The sequence below is a fragment of the Ruegeria sp. AM5 genome, assembly GCF_056540645.1.
This window is the reverse complement of sequence record NZ_JBQFXC010000002.1, coordinates 20,485-38,091: the sequence shown is the minus strand read 5'-3', so window position 1 is coordinate 38,091 and position 17,607 is coordinate 20,485. Positions and strand designations below refer to the sequence as shown.

At 57.3% G+C, this 17,607-nt stretch carries 20 protein-coding genes; 15 read left to right on the top strand and 5 right to left on the bottom strand.

The genetic code is table 11. The annotated features are described in order from the left end of the window. Window positions 1-46: 46 nt before the first annotated feature. Window positions 47-385 carry an STAS domain-containing protein gene (locus ACR0AH_RS06070; RefSeq protein WP_480590898.1) on the bottom strand — a complete coding sequence of 113 codons (339 nt, stop codon included), beginning with the start codon at window positions 383-385 and terminating at the stop codon, window positions 47-49. Window positions 386-486: 101 nt separating this feature from the next. On the opposite strand from ACR0AH_RS06070, the gene ACR0AH_RS06065 reads away from it, so the two are divergent. Continuing rightward, window positions 487-1,659 carry a thiolase family protein gene (locus ACR0AH_RS06065; RefSeq protein ID WP_480590896.1) on the top strand — a complete coding sequence of 391 codons (1,173 nt, stop codon included), beginning with the start codon at window positions 487-489 and terminating at the stop codon, window positions 1,657-1,659. Window positions 1,660-1,733: 74 nt separating this feature from the next. Beyond that, window positions 1,734-2,186 (top strand): GAF domain-containing protein, encoded by a 453-nt coding sequence (locus tag ACR0AH_RS06060; protein WP_170732515.1) that lies wholly within the window; start codon window positions 1,734-1,736, stop codon window positions 2,184-2,186. Window positions 2,187-2,197: 11 nt separating this feature from the next. Here the strand turns inward: ACR0AH_RS06060 and ACR0AH_RS06055 are convergent, their stop codons facing one another. Further along, window positions 2,198-2,482, bottom strand: a complete 285-nt coding sequence (locus ACR0AH_RS06055) for a DUF1294 domain-containing protein (RefSeq protein WP_170406651.1) — start codon at window positions 2,480-2,482, stop codon at window positions 2,198-2,200. 117 nt (window positions 2,483-2,599) lie between these two features. Between ACR0AH_RS06055 and ACR0AH_RS06050 the strand changes: the two genes are divergently transcribed. The 9 genes from ACR0AH_RS06050 to rarD all read left to right on the top strand — a co-directional run bounded on the left by ACR0AH_RS06050 (window position 2,600) and on the right by rarD (window position 13,316). Continuing rightward, entirely contained in the window at window positions 2,600-3,169 is a 570-nt protein-coding gene (locus ACR0AH_RS06050) for a helix-turn-helix domain-containing protein (RefSeq protein ID WP_170732514.1), read from the top strand. Next, the gene (locus ACR0AH_RS06045; protein WP_170646731.1) at window positions 3,169-3,792 is read left to right on the top strand and encodes a LysE family translocator; all 624 of its coding nucleotides are present in this window, start codon (window positions 3,169-3,171) and stop codon (window positions 3,790-3,792) included. The genes ACR0AH_RS06050 and ACR0AH_RS06045 overlap by 1 nt, the downstream gene beginning before the upstream one ends. Window positions 3,793-3,796: 4 nt before the next feature. Beyond that, on the top strand, window positions 3,797-4,177 hold the full coding sequence (locus ACR0AH_RS06040; RefSeq protein WP_170596812.1) for a GFA family protein: 381 nt from the start codon (window positions 3,797-3,799) through the stop codon (window positions 4,175-4,177). Window positions 4,178-4,192: 15 nt separating this feature from the next. Further along, window positions 4,193-6,643, top strand: a complete 2,451-nt coding sequence (locus ACR0AH_RS06035; RefSeq protein ID WP_480590894.1) for a GcvT family protein — start codon at window positions 4,193-4,195, stop codon at window positions 6,641-6,643. A gap of 24 nt (window positions 6,644-6,667) precedes the next feature. After that, window positions 6,668-7,714, top strand: coding sequence for an alcohol dehydrogenase family protein (locus ACR0AH_RS06030; RefSeq protein ID WP_480590892.1), 1,047 nt, complete (start codon window positions 6,668-6,670; stop codon window positions 7,712-7,714). Between the two features lie 11 nt (window positions 7,715-7,725). Further along, window positions 7,726-8,619 (top strand): homocysteine S-methyltransferase family protein, encoded by an 894-nt coding sequence (locus tag ACR0AH_RS06025; RefSeq protein WP_480590890.1) that lies wholly within the window; start codon window positions 7,726-7,728, stop codon window positions 8,617-8,619. Between the two features lie 9 nt (window positions 8,620-8,628). Continuing rightward, complete coding sequence (locus tag ACR0AH_RS06020; protein ID WP_480590888.1) at window positions 8,629-9,609, top strand: GlxA family transcriptional regulator; 981 nt, start codon at window positions 8,629-8,631, stop codon at window positions 9,607-9,609. An 89-nt stretch (window positions 9,610-9,698) separates the two neighbouring features. Further along, on the top strand, window positions 9,699-12,152 hold the full coding sequence (locus tag ACR0AH_RS06015) for a GcvT family protein (RefSeq protein ID WP_480590886.1): 2,454 nt from the start codon (window positions 9,699-9,701) through the stop codon (window positions 12,150-12,152). A 258-nt stretch (window positions 12,153-12,410) separates the two neighbouring features. Beyond that, complete coding sequence (rarD, locus tag ACR0AH_RS06010; RefSeq protein WP_480590884.1) at window positions 12,411-13,316, top strand: EamA family transporter RarD; 906 nt, start codon at window positions 12,411-12,413, stop codon at window positions 13,314-13,316. On the opposite strand, the gene ACR0AH_RS06005 is transcribed toward rarD, so the two are convergent. Both ACR0AH_RS06005 and ACR0AH_RS06000 read right to left on the bottom strand, forming a co-directional pair. Further along, window positions 13,313-13,972 (bottom strand): SGNH/GDSL hydrolase family protein, encoded by a 660-nt coding sequence (locus ACR0AH_RS06005; protein WP_170732510.1) that lies wholly within the window; start codon window positions 13,970-13,972, stop codon window positions 13,313-13,315. The two genes, rarD and ACR0AH_RS06005, sit on opposite strands and share 4 nt — an antisense overlap. Window positions 13,973-14,019: 47 nt before the next feature. Next, window positions 14,020-14,430 (bottom strand): nuclear transport factor 2 family protein, encoded by a 411-nt coding sequence (locus tag ACR0AH_RS06000; RefSeq protein WP_480590882.1) that lies wholly within the window; start codon window positions 14,428-14,430, stop codon window positions 14,020-14,022. A 97-nt stretch (window positions 14,431-14,527) separates the two neighbouring features. On the opposite strand from ACR0AH_RS06000, the gene ACR0AH_RS05995 reads away from it, so the two are divergent. Continuing rightward, window positions 14,528-15,175, top strand: a complete 648-nt coding sequence (locus ACR0AH_RS05995; protein WP_170625796.1) for an RluA family pseudouridine synthase — start codon at window positions 14,528-14,530, stop codon at window positions 15,173-15,175. A gap of 2 nt (window positions 15,176-15,177) precedes the next feature. Here ACR0AH_RS05995 and ACR0AH_RS05990 read toward each other — a convergent pair whose 3' ends face one another. Next, window positions 15,178-15,369, bottom strand: a complete 192-nt coding sequence (locus tag ACR0AH_RS05990) for a hypothetical protein (RefSeq protein ID WP_170732509.1) — start codon at window positions 15,367-15,369, stop codon at window positions 15,178-15,180. A 104-nt stretch (window positions 15,370-15,473) separates the two neighbouring features. Here ACR0AH_RS05990 and ACR0AH_RS05985 point away from each other — a divergent pair, with 104 nt between their 5' ends. The 3 genes from ACR0AH_RS05985 (at window position 15,474) to ACR0AH_RS05975 (ending at window position 17,595) form a co-directional block, all read left to right on the top strand. After that, complete coding sequence (locus tag ACR0AH_RS05985) at window positions 15,474-16,166, top strand: helix-turn-helix transcriptional regulator (RefSeq protein ID WP_170732507.1); 693 nt, start codon at window positions 15,474-15,476, stop codon at window positions 16,164-16,166. A gap of 118 nt (window positions 16,167-16,284) precedes the next feature. Next, window positions 16,285-16,956: a YiaD family glycine zipper/OmpA-like lipoprotein gene (locus tag ACR0AH_RS05980; RefSeq protein ID WP_170398755.1), complete on the top strand. Its 672-nt coding sequence runs from the start codon at window positions 16,285-16,287 to the stop codon at window positions 16,954-16,956. 96 nt (window positions 16,957-17,052) lie between these two features. Next, the gene (locus ACR0AH_RS05975) at window positions 17,053-17,595 is read left to right on the top strand and encodes an NAD(P)H-dependent oxidoreductase (RefSeq protein WP_170646722.1); all 543 of its coding nucleotides are present in this window, start codon (window positions 17,053-17,055) and stop codon (window positions 17,593-17,595) included. Window positions 17,596-17,607: the final 12 nt, after the last annotated feature.

Genomic DNA, 17,607 nt, shown 5'->3' with positions numbered 1-17,607 from the left:
GTTTTGTTTGCAATTCGAGCACACGCTGTTCCACCTCTGCCGGTCGTCAGTCTGCACCTGCGCCGATCGCCTCATCCAGCGATTTGAACAGTCTGAACACGGTGTCCATGCGGGTCAGGCGGAACACTTTTTCAACGATCGGGCGCAAGCCGGCCAGATCCAATCTGCGCCCTTTTTCCAATTGTTTCATCGAGGCGACAATGGCGCCCAGACCGCTGGAGTCGATGAATTCGACAGAAGACAAATCCAACACCACCCGTTTGGCAGGGGTTTGGGTTTCCGCGCGCATATCTTCCTTGAATTGAATCGCCATCGCGGCATCAATTCGATCACAATGAACGGATATTATCTGTGTCTCGCCGGTGATCTCGCTGCTGAGCCCCATGTTCGTCCGCCTTTGGCAATGCAAAATGATGGTAGAAATACGCTAGACGGTAATTCTTACCATTCGGTATCCATAGGCTGGAAAGTTCAAGGAGATTTCGGATGAACGAGGTTGTGATAGCAGGTGCCGCGCGTACACCAATGGGCGGTTTTCAGGGCATGTTTGACGGCGTCGCCGCTGCTGATCTGGGCGGTGCTGCTATCCGCGCAGCGCTGGAGGGTGCTGGCACTCGGACCGTGGATGAGGTGCTGATGGGCTGCGTCCTGCCTGCCGGCCAGGGACAGGCCCCGGCGCGTCAGGCTGGGTTTGCCGCCGGTCTGGGAGAAGATGTACCTGCCACAACGCTCAACAAAATGTGCGGTTCAGGCATGAAGGCCGCAATGATCGCGTTTGATCAGATCGCTTTGGGCCATACTCAGACCATGGTCGCTGGCGGGATGGAGAGCATGACCAACGCGCCCTATCTGCTGCCCAAGATGCGCGGTGGCGCCCGGATCGGACATGGGCAGGTCGTCGATCACATGTTTCTGGACGGGCTCGAAGACGCCTATGACAAAGGTCGGCTTATGGGCACGTTTGCCGAGGACTGTGCCGAATCCTATCAGTTCACGCGCGAGGCGCAGGACGAATACGCCCTGCGATCGCTTTCGAACGCGCTGTCCGCGCAGGAAAATAATGCGTTCGACCAGGAAATTACACAGGTCAAGATTCAGACTCGTAAAGGCGAGGTTGTGCTGGACGCGGATGAGCAACCCAAATCGGCGCGGCCCGAGAAGATACCCACACTGAAACCAGCCTTTCGCAAGGATGGAACGGTTACGGCAGCCAATTCTTCTTCGATCTCGGATGGCGCAGCCGCCCTTGTGCTTGCCTCGGCAAAGGCAGCAGAACAGCAGGGCCTGACCGTGCGCGCACGAATTCTTGGCCACGCCAGTCACGCGCAGGCACCGGGGCTGTTCACAACTGCTCCGGTTCCGGCAGCGCAGAAATTGTTGGATCGTATCGGTTGGAAAAAAGAGGATGTCGATTTGTGGGAGGTTAACGAAGCCTTCGCCGTGGTACCGATGGCCTTCATGCACGAAATGGGCTTGTCCCGTGAGATCGTGAATGTGAATGGCGGCGCATGTGCGCTTGGCCACCCGATAGGTGCCTCGGGGGCTCGGATTATGGTCACGCTGCTCAATGCGCTGGAAAAGCGAAATCTCAAGCGCGGTGTCGCTGCAATCTGCATTGGCGGCGGAGAAGGGACGGCCATCGCAATAGAACGCGTTTGACGCTTTGTCTTTTTGCAAATACTCGGGGAATTGGCGGCAGCGCCCGCAGTTCCCCGGATGCAAGGTCTACCAACATGAAAGCCGACTACGACACACTCTCCAAAACCATAGCCGCCTTGACCGACAGTGAAACCGACGAGGTTGCACTGATGGCTACGGTGGCATGCGAAGTGCATCACTCGGACGACCGATTCGACTGGACGGGATTTTACCGCGTAACTGAGCCCGAAGTGCTAAAGATCGGGCCTTATCAGGGGGGGCATGGCTGCCTAGTAATCCCTTTTGAACGCGGTGTGTGTGGTGCGGCTGCCCGTTCAGGGCAAGTGCAATTGGTTTCGGATGTAGATGCTTTCCCCGGCCATATCGCTTGTGCGTCATCCACTCGGTCCGAGTTGGTTCTACCGGTGCGGGATGCGAATGGTAACGTGATCGCTGTCTTTGATATCGACAGCGACCAGCCCGACGCGTTTACCAAAGATGATGCGACCGCACTTGGTGCTATTCTAACGGATGTATTTGCGCGTTAGAGGGTTCCGACCTATCGCAAAAATGCGCCAAGATCTCGGGACATAATCAGATAGCAAAGCCCAGCCTGAAACGCTGTGATCGTGTATAGCCAAGCCGAGAAACCGCGCTTGCGGGTCTTGTGCCCGAAGATCCAGCGCCCCAGTAGCGCGGCCAAGCTGCCACCTAGTGCCGCCAACCATAACAAGCGCCGCTCGGGGATGCGTCGCCTTCTACGGCGCGCGCGCAGCTTATCCCAGCCAAACGCCATCAAAGTCAGGGCATTAATGGCCCAAAGATAGATTACGGCAATCCACATGGACCGTGCATAGCCAACTAAATTTGCAGACCCAAGTGAAAAAATGCTTGGAAATTTCACCGATTCGAGGCACCGTGAAAAAGTAACAGAAAATTTCACGCAGACTCGGAGCGCAACTTGAATTCGCAAGCCCCTCATAGCGCATCCCTCGGTGCCGATCTGCGCGCACTGCGCAAGGCGCGCGGGCTGACTCTGACTGAGATCGCCAACCGATTGGATCGGTCCGTTGGCTGGCTCAGCCAGGTCGAGCGTGACATGTCCGAGCCGTCGATTTCGGATCTACGCCAGATTGCCGAATGTCTGGGTGTGCCGATGTCGATGCTGTTTGCCCATTCCGCTGCGCCGGTGGATGAGCAAGGGTATATTGTGCGGGCAGGGTCCCGTCGCCCGATGGGCTCTGGCGAAGAAGGGTTGATCGAAGAACTGCTTTCGCCTGACCTGACCGACGATTTCGAGATGGTGCATTCGACCTTTGAGCCGCATTCGCAGATGCAGACCCCGGCAAACCGGCCGACGCAGGAAGTCGGCTATATGGTTTCAGGCCGTCTGGAACTGACGATCGGCTCGCGCCGCTTTCAGGTCGGCCCCGGCGATAGCTTCCGGATCAAGCACGAGCCCTACACTTGGTCCAACCCCTTTGATGAGCCCGCTGTGGCCATCTGGGTTATCGCCCCGCCGGTGTACTGATGAGTTTCGAGGCCTGGACCATATTCGCTTTGTTCTGGGTGGTGTTCGTGACCACCCCGGGGCCGAATGCGGTTAATTGCATCTCAAATGGGATGAGCCTGCCATTCCCAAAAGCTATGCTGGGTGTACTGGCTATTCTAACGCAGGCAAGTGCGTTCCTGATCCTCTCGGCAGTGGGGATCACTGCGTTGATTGCCGCGTCGCCAACAGGTTTCTTTGTCGCCAAGCTGATCGGGGCCGGGTTTCTGATCTGGATGGGCATTCGCGGTTGGATGAACGCAGCGAAACCCGCTCCGGCGTCAGAGCGTCCGGCGCGGCATGTTTACTTTCACGCGTTGGCTGTTGCCACGATCAACCCCAAAAGCGTCGCCGGATACCTTGCGGCGTTTTCGCAATTTGTGCAGCCGAATGTACCCATCTGGCAGCAGATGGCGGTGATCATGCCGACGGCACTGGTCATCACGACGCTCAGCTATACCGGGTTCACCTCGCTGGGGGCGCTGATGGGCAAGGCTGCGTTGGGGGCGGTGTTCAATATCTGGGTACGCCGCGTGATGGCGACCTGTTTCATCATTTATGGCGTTTTGCTGGGTGCCAGTTCGACGCCGACAGCGAGGGGATAAAGACATGCATACCGGTTCCTGCCTGTGCGGCGCGGTCGCTTTTATTGTTGACGGAGACCTCACGCCACCAAATGCCTGCCATTGCGGGCAGTGTCGCAAACAGTCGGGTCACCTGTGGGCCTCGACCGTTACGCAACAGGACAATCTCAGCTTTACCACCAGCGAAACGCTGGGCTGGTATCGCGCCTCTGACATTGCCAAGCGCGGATTTTGCCGCGCTTGTGGCTCGTTCCTCTTCTGGCAGCACAATGACGAGGACACGATCGCAATTTCCGTGGGCTCATTGGATGAGCCGACCGGGTTGAAACTCGCCCAGCACATCTTCGTTGCGGACAAGGGCGATTACTATGACATCAAAGACGACCTGCCCCAGCGGGCACACTAATAGGGAACCAAACACATGAGTGATTTTCCAACCAAGGCCCGTGTGGTCATCATCGGCGGCGGCGTTGTGGGCTGTTCATCGCTGTATCATCTGGCCAAGAAGGGCTGGACGGATTGTGTTCTGCTGGAAAAGAACGAACTGACCGCAGGCTCGACATGGCACGCGGCGGGTAACGTTCCGACGTTTTCGACTTCGTGGGCGATCATGAACATGCAGCGCTATTCGACCGAACTGTATTCGCGCCTCGCGGACGAGGTCGACTATCCGATGAACTACCACGTTTCCGGGTCAATTCGTCTGGCGCACAGCAAGGAGCGGATGCAGGAATTCGAACGGGCCATGTCCATGGGCCGATATCAAGGCATCCCGATGGAGATGTGGACTCCGGAAGAGGCCAAGGAACGCTATCCTTTCCTGGAGACCCATGATCTTGAAGGCGTTCTGTATGACCCGACCGATGGTGACATTGACCCGGCGCAGCTGACTCAGGCTCTGGCCAAGGGAGCGCGGGATATGGGGCAAAAGATTATCCGGTTCTGCCCGGCAACCGGTGTGACACAGCAGGACGACGGCACATGGACCGTGCATACCGAAAAGGGTGATATTGCCTGCGATTATGTGGTGAACGCCGCCGGTTACTATGCGCAGCGCGTAGGGGAATGGTTCAAACCCTTTGGCGGCCGAACCGTCCCGGCCATGGTCATGAGCCATCAGTATCTGCTGACTGACGAAGTTCCCGAAATCGAAGCGTGGTCGAAAGAAAATGGTGGCAAGAAGCTGCCGCTGCTGCGCGATGTCGATATCTCGTACTACCTGCGGCAGGAGAAGAACGGCTTCAACCTCGGCCCTTATGAGCCCAATTGCAAGGGCCACTGGATGACCGAGGATGACCCGATGCCCGAGGATTTCAGCTTCCAACTGTGGAACGATGATCTGGACCGGATCGAGGATATCGTCACCGATGCGATGGAACGGGTTCCGCTGATGGCAACCTCGGGCGTTGGTCGCGTCATCAATGGCCCGATCCCCTATGCGCCAGATGGTCTGCCGTTGATTGGCCCGATGCCGGGTGTGACAAACGCGTTCGAGGCTCATACCTTCACTTTCGGTATCGCCCAAGGTGGTGGTGCAGGCAAAGTTCTGGCCGAATGGATCGTCGATGGTCACACCGAATGGGATATGTGGGCCGTCGATCCGCGTCGTTACACCGACTACACCGATCAGGACTACTGCAATCAGAAAGGGATGGAAGTCTACGGCAACGAATACGCCATGCATTTCCCACATCACGAATGGCCTGCCGCACGCGACAAGAAGGTCTCGCCTGTGCACGCCAAGGTCAAGGAATTGGGCGGTGTCATGGGCGCGTACAACGGCTGGGAACGCGCAAACTGGTTTGCGCAAACCGGCGATGACACGTCACTGGAAGCCACCCATACCTGGGGACGTTCGGGCCCTTGGGAGCAACGGGTCAAAGAAGAATGCGAAGCCGTGCGCGATCACTGCGGGGTGCTGGATCTGCCGGGCTTCTCGCGGTTCTGGATACAAGGCGAGGGGGCGGATGACTGGCTGCGTGGCTTCTGTACCGGAGGTATCCCTAAAGCAGGGCGCATGAATCTGATCTATGTCTCGGATGAAAGAGGGCGCATTCTGACCGAGCTGTCCTGTATCCGTCTGGCTGAGAACAATTTCGTCCTAATCACTGCTGCCACGGCACAGTGGCACGATGGTGATTTGATCCGCAATTCGGTGCCCGAAGGTGTGACCGTTCGGGAAACCACAACCGAGCGCGACACACTGATCGTGACCGGACCCATGACGCGGAATGTATTGTCTGGCATCACCGATGCAGATTTGCAGCAAGGGTGGCTGACCCACCAATTCGCCAAAGTGGCCGGGCAGGATGCCTTCCTGATCCGTGTATCTTTCGCGGGTGAGTTGGGTTGGGAAATCCATGCTGAAAATGATGCGATGCCCGCCATCTACGAAGCTGTGCTGGCCGCTGGAGCGAAACCCTTTGGCATGTATGCATTGAATTCGCTGCGGATCGAGAAAGGCTATCGCGCGTGGAAAGGCGACCTAAGCACGGATTACTCTCTGCTGGAAGGTGGTTTGGGGCGCTTTGTCAAGCTCGATAAACCGCAGGATTTTGTTGGCAAACCAGCCATTCAGAACGAAAAACAGCAAGGCGTTAAAAAGTCCTTTGTCACTCTGATCGTGGACGCAGGTGAGGTCGATGCGCCTTACATGTCCTGCATCTGGAGCGGTGATGAGATCGTGGGTGAAACCACATCGGGTGCGTGGGGGTATCGCATTGGTGCCTCGGTCGCGCTGGGCATGGTGCGCGCAGACCAGGCTGTCCCGGGAACTGAGCTAGAGGTTGAAATCTACGGTCAGAAATGTCGTGCTGTTGTTCAGGAGGATCAGCCGCTCTGGGATCCTGCAAATGAACGGTTGAGGGCCTGACCCCTACGACAGAAAGGCGCTGATATGACCCGGCAGATGGAAGGCGTATATCTGACTGGCCATGGAGGTCCTGAGGTGTTGGAATGGCGGGAAAGCGTCCCCGTTCCGACCCCCGGTCCAGGGCAGGTTCTGGTGCGCGTCGCCGCTGCCGGGGTGAACAACACCGACATCAACACGCGGATCGGCTGGTACTCGCCGGATGTTACAGAAGCGACGGATGCGGTAGATCAGCAGGTTGAGGCCGGCGGGTGGGGAGGTGCGCTGCACTTTCCCCGCATCCAAGGCGGTGATCTGTGTGGGATTGTTGAAGAGGCTGGACCGGGGGCAGCGTTCAAGCCCGGCCAACGCGTGACCTGTCCTATCAACTTGCCACGCCCGGGGCCGGGTAGACCGCATGGTTTTGTCGCGCTTGGTTCAGAAATCGACGGAGCGTTTGCCCAATACTGTCTGGTCGATAGCAATGATCTCTATGATGTGACCGCCTCGCCCCTATCAGACGTGGAAATCGCCGCTATTCCCTGCGCGTTTGGGACCGCAGAAAACCTGCTGACTCGCGCTGGTGTGTCGGCAGGCCACACAGTGCTGATCACAGGGGCTTCAGGCGGTGTGGGCCTCGCCGCGGTCCAGCTCGCGGCGCTACGAGGAGCGACGGTCTGGGGGGTGACAAGTGCTGCCAAGGCGGATGTGGTCAAAGCGCAGGGGGCGTCGGCAACCTTTGACCGGGATGCGCAACTGCCGAAGGATTTGTTCGATGTCGTCATCGATGTGGTGGGCGGCTCGGCTTGGCCCGATCTCATACTGGCGCTGAAACCCGGCGGGCACTATGCGGTGTCAGGTGCAATCGCTGGCCCCATCGTCAGCGCCGATTTGCGAGACATCTATCTGCGCGACATCACAATCCATGGCTGCACCCATCAGCCTCCCGAAGTCTTTGGCCGACTTGTTGTGCTGATGAATGCAGGTCGGATCAGGCCTTTGGTCTCAAAAACCTACCCGTTGCGTGACATTGTTCAGGCGCAAGAGGATTTTATGTCCAAGACCTTGCCCGGGAAACTGGTATTAATACCGTGAAAGGGGGGTAGATGGCTGACATTACGCTTTTAGATGGTTCGATCGGGCAGGAACTGGTGAAACGCAGCGGTGACCAGCCCACGCCTTTGTGGTCAACGCGGGTGATGATCGACAAACCTGACTTGCTGACCGAAGTTCACGCGGCCTATTTCCGCAGTGGCGCGACGATTGCCACCACGAATACCTATGCCATTCACCGCTCGCGGCTGGTGCGTGAGGGGATCGAAGACCAGATGCCACGTCTGATCGAGGCTGCTCTTTCGCGGGCCGAGCAGGCTTGCGCGGGAACTGACGGTCGTATCGCTGGTGCGCTTGGTCCGCTTTTGGCCAGCTACCGGCCCGATCTGAACCCCGACCCAGACGATGCGGCTGAAAAATTTGCCGAGCTGGCTCAACTGATGGCAGACCGGGTTGATCTGTTCCTGATCGAAACCGTGTCCTCGGTTCTGGAAGCCGAAGGTGCGCTTCGCGGTACCGAGAATTGCGGCAAACCCGTCTGGCTGGCATTGTCGGTTATGGATGATGACGGCACGCGATTGCGGTCAGGCGAAGCGCTGGAGGACATCGCCCCGCTTGTTGCGCGTTACGCCCCCGAGGCCGTTTTGATCAACTGCGCGCGCCCGGAAGCGATTCCGGCTGCACTGGAGATCATCGCAAAGCTGGGTCGCCCGTTCGGCGCTTATGCCAATGGCTTTACTGGTATCAAAGACGGTTTTTTGAAGGAAGCCCCGACGGTTGACTCTCTGGAATGCCGTCATGACCTAGACCCTGACGCCTATGCGCAGCATGCCATGGGCTGGGTGGCGCAGGGCGCGACGATCGTTGGCGGTTGCTGCGAAGTTGGGCCAGATCACATCGAAACCCTTGCCGACAGTTTGCGCGCGGCCGGGCACACAATTGTTTGAGTGTGCCTCATGTCGATCCGCAACAAATCTGAACGGCGAAAAGAACGGGATCAGCAGCATTTCGATATTCTGGTTGCACCCGGTTTCGTGTTGCTTGAATTGGCCTCGTTGGTCGATGTGTTGCGCCTGGCCAACCGGGTATGCGCGCATCCTCCGTTCACATTCACATACCGGTCCCGAAAGGGGGGACCTGTTGAAAGCAGCAGTTGCGCGACGGTGTCGACCGAAACCATACCTGCGCAGCCCGATGCGGATTATCTGTTTGTGATCGGAAACTCGGATCCGGATCAGCCAGAGCTTTCTTTAGGTCGCGTCGTGCCCGACTATACGTACCGGGGAGCCCAGGTCTTTTTGCTGGCCGAAGCAGCAAGCAGGTACATCGACGAAAACGGCGCTGATCATATGGCAACCCATTGGGAAAATGCCTCTTTCTTACGCGAACGTGGCGCGCGTTTTGAGGCCAAGCTTTCAATTGCGACCGAACAGGGTTCGGTGGTCACCTGCGCAGGAATGGAGGCAACGACGGATGTGGCACTGGCGGTGATTGGGCGGCACATATCGGGTGCCGCCAAGATGACAGTTGCGGATATCATGCTGCACGAGAACATCCGCGATTTCTCATCCATGCAGCCGTTTTCGGGCGCTCGGAATACAGCCACAGGTGACGCAAAGCTGGATCAATGTATCAAGCTGATGCAGGCGAATATCGAAGAACCGTTACCGATCAATCAGATCGTTGACATGTTACACGTGTCGAACAGATCGCTTGAGCGCAAGTTCAAGGCAACTTTCGCAACCACTCCAAACGGATTCTACCGAGAAATGCGCTTGGCCAAAGCCAACAACCTGCTTTTGAACACAACGATGAGCGTGCGGGAAATCGGCTTGGTGTGCGGCTTTCCAAACGGATTCTCATCCGTTTACAAAAGCGTCTTTGGCGTCACTCCGTTTGTTCTGAGACGTCGAAAAAGACGTGCAGAATATAGGTGATTTTCGCGATTGAGATGACGTTTTTGACGCTTTTTTTGTCGATCCTTCATGGCATTTTGCAAAAAACCTGAGACAGCGGAGACATCAGGATGGTTGATCTTCCCACCAAGGCCCGTGTGGTCATCATCGGCGGCGGCGTCATCGGATGCTCGGTCGCGTATCACCTTACCAAGAAAGGGTGGACCGATGTTGTGCTGCTTGAGCGCAAGCAACTGACCAGCGGCACCACATGGCATGCTGCAGGTCTGATTGCGCAGCTGCGCGCGACCGCAAACATGACCAAGCTGGCTAAGTACAGTCAGGAACTATATGGCGCACTTGAGGAAGAAACTGGCGTTGCCACAGGGTTCAAGCGTTGCGGATCGATCACGGTGGCGCTGACTGAAGAGCGCAAGGAAGAGATCTATCGTCAGGCCGCCATGGCACGTGCTTTCGGGGTTGAGGTCGAAGAGATCGGCAATGATCGTGTGCAAGAGCTGTATCCCCATCTCAACCTCGAAGGGGTCAAGGGGGCGGTTTATTTGCCTTTGGACGGGCAGGGTGATCCAGCGAATATCGCTCTGGCTTTGGCTAAAGGTGCGCGTCAGCGCGGTGGCGTCGTCAAAGAACGTGTGAAAGTCACCGACATCGTCAAGCAGGGTCGTAAAGTCACCGGCGTGGACTGGAGTGCGGACGATGGCAGTTCCTCGGGCCATATCGAATGCGACATGGTGGTGAACTGTGCGGGCATGTGGGGCCACGAGGTTGGTAAGATGGCAGGTGTGAACGTGCCGCTTCACGCCTGCGAACATTTCTATATCGTGACCGAAGGGATCGACGGGCTGACCCAACTGCCGGTGCTGCGCGTACCGGATGAATGTGCCTACTACAAAGAGGATGCCGGCAAAATCCTGCTGGGCGCGTTTGAGCCAAATGCAAAACCCTGGGCGATGAACGGCATCCCCGACAGTTTCGAATTCGACCAGTTGCCAGAGGATTTCGATCACTTTGAACCAATACTCGAAGCGGCCTGCAATCGGATGCCGATGTTGGCCGAGGCGGGGATTCACACCTTCTTTAACGGCCCCGAATCCTTTACGCCGGATGATGCCTATCACTTGGGACTCGCCCCCGAGATGGATAACGTTTGGGTCGCTGCGGGGTTCAACTCGATCGGTATTCAGTCGGCGGGTGGTGCTGGTATGGCACTGGCCGAGTGGATGGACTCGGGCGAGAAACCGTTCGATCTGGGCGATGTTGACATCAGTCGCATGCAGCCGTTTCAGGGCAACAAGCAGTATCTCTTTGAGCGTTCGAAAGAGACGCTCGGCCTGCTTTATGCCGACCACTATCCCTATCGCCAAAAGACCACCGCGCGCGGTGTGCGCCGGACACCGTTTCACCATCACCTGATCGAACAGGGTGCCGTGATGGGCGAATTGGCTGGGTGGGAGCGCGCCAATTGGTTTGCCAACGAAGGGCAGGAACGAGAGTATCAATACAGCTGGAAACGGCAGAACTGGTTCGAGAATTCGGCTGCCGAACACCGTGCCGTGCGCGAAAATGTAGGCATGTATGACATGTCGTCCTTCGGCAAAATCCGCGTCGAAGGGCCGGATGCCGAGAAATTCATGAACTATATCGGCGGCGGCGATTATTCAGTGCCCAATGGCAAGATCGTCTACACCCAATTTCTGAACCGTAGCGGTGGGATCGAAGCAGATGTCACGGTCACACGGTTGACTGAGACCGCCTACCTGGTCGTCACCCCCGCGGCGACCCGGTTGGCGGATCAGACCTGGATGATGCGTCATGCAGGCGGCTTCAGTGTTGTTATCACCGATGTCACCGCTGGCGAGGGCGTTTTGGCCGTCATGGGGCCGAATGCGCGTGCATTGCTTGAAAAGGTTTCGCCCGCTGATTTCTCGAACAGGACTAACCCCTTTGGCACAGCACAACAGATTGAGATCGGTATGGGTCTCGCTCGCGCCCACAGGGTGACCTATGTGGGTGAGCTAGGGTGGGAGATCTATGTGTCGTCCGACATGGCAGGTCATGTTTTTGAGGCGCTGCACGAAGCCGGACAAGATATGGGCCTGAAACTCTGCGGCATGCACATGATGGACAGTTGCCGGATCGAGAAGGGTTTTCGCCATTTCGGTCATGACATCACCTGCGAGGATCACGTGGTCGACGCGGGATTGGGATTTGCCGTCAAAGTGGACAAAGGCAGCGATTTCATCGGTCGCGAGGCGGTGATGGCCCGGAAGGAAAGCGGGCCCAAGAACCGGCTTGTCCAGTTTAGACTGACTGATCGCGAACCACTGTTGTTCCACAACGAACCAATCGTGCGCGATGGTGAATATGTAGGTTACCTTAGCTCGGGCAATTATGGTCACACGCTGGGTGGTGCCATTGGTCTGGGCTATGTGCCCTGCGAGGGCGAAAAGCCTGCAGACGTGCTGGCCTCGACCTATGAGATCGATGTCTGTGGTGTGAAAGTCCAGGCAGAGGCGGCGTTGAAACCGATGTATGATCCGAAATCCGAGCGGGTCAAAGTCTAGAAAACATCGACAGGGGTAGGCTCTGCTCCACCGTCCGTACCGGGCGACGCGCGCGAGAGTATTTGTGGCCAGATGAACAAGGGATCACCTGCTCATCTGGCCAACAATATCCATGAGCGTGAGACAGCGCTTCGCATATAGGTTGGCTGCAGAACGCGCGACCTATCAGAAACTTTGATGCCCTGCTTCACAGTTTTGATAGTTCCCAAGCCCATCTGATTTGCCGTAGAGAAACACGGTATCAGTCGGAGACTCGCTGTGGCAGACACCCGCGTACCACCAAACAATACCGATACGCCCAAAGGGCTGGCGTTGGCTGTGATGGCCTATGTGCTTTGGGGCTTCCTGCCACTTTACATGAAAGCAATGGAGCATATCGGCCCGATCGAGGTAGTTGCGCATCGGGTGATCTGGTCGGTGCCGGTGGCCGGGCTGCTGCTGATAGCGCTCGGGCGGACCGGCGATCTGAAAACTGCACTTCGCAATCCCAAAATGTTGGGTATGGCGGCAATTACAGCGGCGCTGATCTCGGTGAACTGGGCGATTTATGTCTGGGCGATTTCATCGGGGCATGCGCTGGACGCGGCTTTGGGCTATTACATCAACCCTTTGTTCAGCATTGCGTTGGGTGCGATATTGCTGCGCGAACCTCTGAACCGAACACAGTTGGTTGCGGTCGGGTTGGCCGCTTTGGGGGTGTTGGTGCTGGTGTTTCAGGCGGGAAGCTTACCCTGGGCGGCTTTGGGCCTGATGTTCAGTTGGGGGTTTTATGCGTTCTTCAAGCGCTCACTCCCAATTGGGCCCAACCAAGGGTTTTTGTTGGAAGTCCTGATTCTACTGATACCCGCCGTGGCCTACGTCACCTGGCTTGGAACAAGTGGTGCCGGGCATTTTGGAGCAGCCGTGTCAGACACTGCGCTGCTTGCGGGCGCGGGGCTGGTGACTGCAATTCCGTTGCTGCTTTATGCCAATGGGGCCAAACTGGTGCGTCTGTCGACGATGGGTATCCTGCAGTACATCGCGCCCACGATGATTTTTATCACCGCGATCACGTTGTTCGGAGAGCGTATTGATCAGGCAAGATTGATCGCGTTCCCCCTGATCTGGGCCGGGTTGATTGTGTATTCGATCCCGATGATCCGGCAAATACGGTCTCAGGCCTAGCGAATGAGCTGGGCAAGCTGTTCCGCCCAGATTGCATAGGCCTTGGGGCTTGGATGATATCCGTCCGGCGCGGCGAGCGCCGGGTCATCGGGCAGGTTCAGCGCCAGATGTGAAACTTGCGGATATGCTGCAGCCACCTTCTGCAAGCCGTGATCCAGCCTTGCAGCCTGCTGCCCCAAAAACCAGGCGAGCGGCTGAGGCAGAGCGGGAAAACGCGCCATCTGAGGAACCGCAGACACGATCACCCGCCTGGCCTTCATCGGCCCGGTCAGAAGATCCAATAGCCGGGTTTGTCGGTCCTCAAAGCTTTGTCTGCTTACCGCTCGGGTCACGTCGTTCACACCCAGCGCCGTTATGGCCACATCAAACTGTTCGAAAAGCCCTTGCAGCTGCTCAATTGTGTTTTGAGTGGTATGCCCGGTGGCCGCCTCAAGCCGCCATTCCACGGTATAACGCTTTGCCAATTGGCCGACCAGTTGCCCGGATAGCGCCTGGCCTTGTGTGCCCGCCCCAACGCCAGCGGCCGAGCTGTCCCCGGTGATCAACAAGCGCAGTCTGGGCCCGCGCCCTGCACACCCTTGGCGGGGACCAGTCGGTTCTGGCAGAAATTGCGCATTGCGTCTTACCGCGAACCCCTGAATGGCCAGAATAGGCAAAAGCGGAATTCTGAGAATCTGATCGGCGGCAACAGGCAAAGGAACCGTTAGCTCAGCGCATCTTTGAACTTTAGAAAGCGCGCATCTTTCATGACTCGTGCCATCATGGCTTCGCGCAAGGCTCCGACGGTCTTGTAAGGACGTATGACGACCTCAAATTCCTGGATAAGCCCGTCTGCGTTCAGCGTGATCAAGTCTACACCCACGGCGTCCAAGGCACCGACTTTGCATTGAAACTCCAATGCCCAATCGTCGCCGTCGCCCATGATCCGACGATACTGAAATTCGGAAAACACCTGACCCACATGACCCAGAACCGCTGCAACAGGTTCACGCCCGGTCCAGGTGCTGTAGTAAGTGGGTGGTGAAAACCGAACATCTTCGGCCAGCAACTCTTGGATCAGGCCTTCATCGCCCTTGGCCACTACTTCTTGCATTCGTTTGATCGTCGGGTGCATACCGTCTTCCCTCTTGTTGACCAAAGAGTTGCTGAACCTTTTCACTCACGCAAGGACGACGTTGCGGGAGGGGGCCGCCTGAGATAGGCAAGCGCGCATGAGCGAAACCTATGATCCCCCAAACTCTCCTCTGGATGTGCTGTTTGAAGACACGCAATTGATCGTGGTGAACAAGCCGGCGGGATTGTTATCGGTGCCGGGGCGGGGCGCGCATCTTGCTGATTGTCTGCTAACTCGCGTGCAAGTTGCGTTTCCACAAGCGTTGCTGGTGCATCGGTTGGATCGGGATACATCCGGTGTAATGGTGTTTGCACAGACGCCGCATGCCCAGCGGCATCTGGGGCTACAGTTCGAAAATCGCCAGACCCGCAAAACTTATGTCGCGCGCGTATGGGGGCGGGTAGAACCAAAAACGGGAACGGTTGATCTGCCGCTGATCGTCGATTGGCCCAATCGCCCCCGTCAGATGGTCTGTCACGACACCGGCAAGCCTGCTGTTACGGATTGGCGCGTGGTTAAATACGAGGGCGAGACAACGCGTGTTCGCCTGTCTCCCAAGACCGGACGATCGCACCAGTTGCGGGTTCATATGCAGGCGCTGGGGCATCCTATCTTGGGTGATCCGTTTTATGCCGATGGCGCGGCGCGCGACTTCCCGCGGTTGATGCTTCATTCGGAAGAACTGCGCCTCAAAAATCCCGAAGGCGGGGTGTCGATGAAATTTCGCGCGCCAGCCGAATTCTGATTCTAGGCGTTACTGGTCCAAAGCATCTTCAGGTTTCCCAGCGAAAACCGCCGGGTGCGTTTGACCGGGCGTATAACTTGGCGTTCCCGTGCGGCAGCAATTTCACGTTCGATTTCGAATCCGCGCAAAACGTGACCTTGGGACCAGCGATCCAGTTTCAAGGTCATCATGACGTGATTGTCGAGGTAGGGCATAGTCACTCTCCTGAATTGCAATTGCCCAATCTTCGCCCAACACTCCTGACACCACCTTGTCAGGGGGGTGTGCTAAGTTGTCAGCAGATCTTTAGGAGACCCGGATGCGCCGATCGACACGTCTGTTCGAAATCATTCAGATCTTGCGTGCTGCTGAAGCGCCCGTGACGGCCGATGCGTTGGCCGCCAAGCTCGAGGTTTCGGTGCGCACCGTCTACCGCGATATTGCCGCGTTGCAGGCCCAGCGTACGCCAATCGAAGGCGAAGCGGGTGTTGGCTATCTGATGAGGCGCGGCTATGACCTGCCGCCATTGAATTTCGATGCGGAAGAGGTTGAGGCCCTGTGGGTGGGCCTGTCGATGCTGGCCCGCACTGGTGACAGTACCCTGCAACAGGCCGCTGACCGGGTGTGTCGTAAGATCGAAGCCCTGCGCGCGCCAGCTAACTGGCTTCAGGTTGCGCCTTGGGGCGCGCCGATGGATGATCCGGAAAAGGGCTGTGTGCCGGTCGTAAACTACCGCGAAGCGATCCGGGCTGAACGCAAAATACGCATCACCTACGTGAATTCAGAAGGCGAACGTACCGAACGCACGGTGCGGCCCGTCGCCCTGATCTACCACATAGAATGCACTATGCTGGCCGCGTGGTGTGAGCTGCGAAACGGGTTTCGCCATTTCCGCACAGATCGGATCTGGGCATGCGAACTGACCGAGGATCATTTCTGCGGGCAAGGGGAACTACTGCGTGCAATCTGGCAAGAGCAGAACACCTGGGATAACTCCGCAGGGGTGGCCTGAATGGCGGGTATTCGCCTATTTCACTCAATTGTTGCTTGAGGCCCATTGTTCTCACTGTGTTATACTAAGCGTAACGAAACAAACCCGGTGAACGGGTACGTGAGCAGAAGGTGATGCAATGACGATTTCCAAATGTGTACTGACGGTTGGACTGTGTTCAGCCCTGTTTTTGGGGGCGTGTACCGACCCGGGCACTCTCAGCGTGCAAAACGATCCCAATCAGAATGCCAAACAAGGCGCGTTGCTGGGTGGTCTGATTGGCGCGGGCGTGGGTGCGATTGCCAATGATTCCGACCCGCTGCTGGGTGCATTGGCCGGTGGGGCCATCGGTGCCGCAGGTGGTGGCGTGATCGGCAATCAGCTTGATCGGCAGGCGGCTGAGTTGCGGCAACAGCTGGCGAATGACGGCATAACGATCGTCAACGCGGGGGATCGCTTAATCGTCACGGTTCCGAATGACATCACCTTCGACACCGACAGTTCCACCGTGCGCCCGGCCTTGCGTGCCGATTTGGTGAAGGTGGGGCAGAATTTGGTTAACTACCCGAATTCGAATGTCCAGATTATCGGTCATACTGACAGTGACGGAGAGGCGTCCTACAACCTCGGACTGTCTGAACGCCGCGCCAATGCGGTGGCTGATATTCTGCAGGCCAATGGTGTCAGCTACGCCCGTATCACTACTGTCGGGCAAGGTGAAAACAACCCGATCGCATCGAACCTGACACCCGAGGGGAAAGCCCAGAACCGGCGGGTCGAGATTGTGGTAGTTCCCAGCGACAACACCTGATCACGCGTCTCGCGCACAATGACTGCGCGTCATCGGGCCTTTGGTTCGATGGTGTCTCGGGATAACTAAGGGGAAACACCAAAGCGGAGTTTCCCCATGTCCCAACCGATCCTTCTTGGCCTTTCCGGCTCGCTACGGCAGGATGCGACCAACCGTAAATTGCTGCGCGAAGCTGCACGCCTGTTCGAACCCGGCACGTTCATTGAGGCTGATCTCAATCTGCCGCTTTATGACGGCGATCTCGAAGTTGGCGAAGGCATACCTGAAGCCGTGCAGGTTTTGGCCGATCAGATTGCCCAGGCCCACGCGGTGATCATATCAACCCCGGAATACAACAAAGGGCCTTCGGGTGTTCTAAAAAACGCGCTGGACTGGGTCAGCCGGACGAAGGGCAAGCCTTGGATGGATAAACCGCTCGCCGTCATGTCCGCCGCTGCGGGCCGGGCCGGGGGTGAACGGGCGCAAATGATCTTGCGGTCCTTCATGGTTCCCTTTCAGCCACGCATTCTGCAAGGTCCCGAGCTTCACTTGGCGGACAGCTCGAATGAATTTGATGCAGACGGGCGGCTGTCTAACGACCGCTACGAGCATACGCTGCATAACCTGATGCAGAAGCTGCGGGCAGAGGCCGGGTTTTAATCCTCTTTGCTT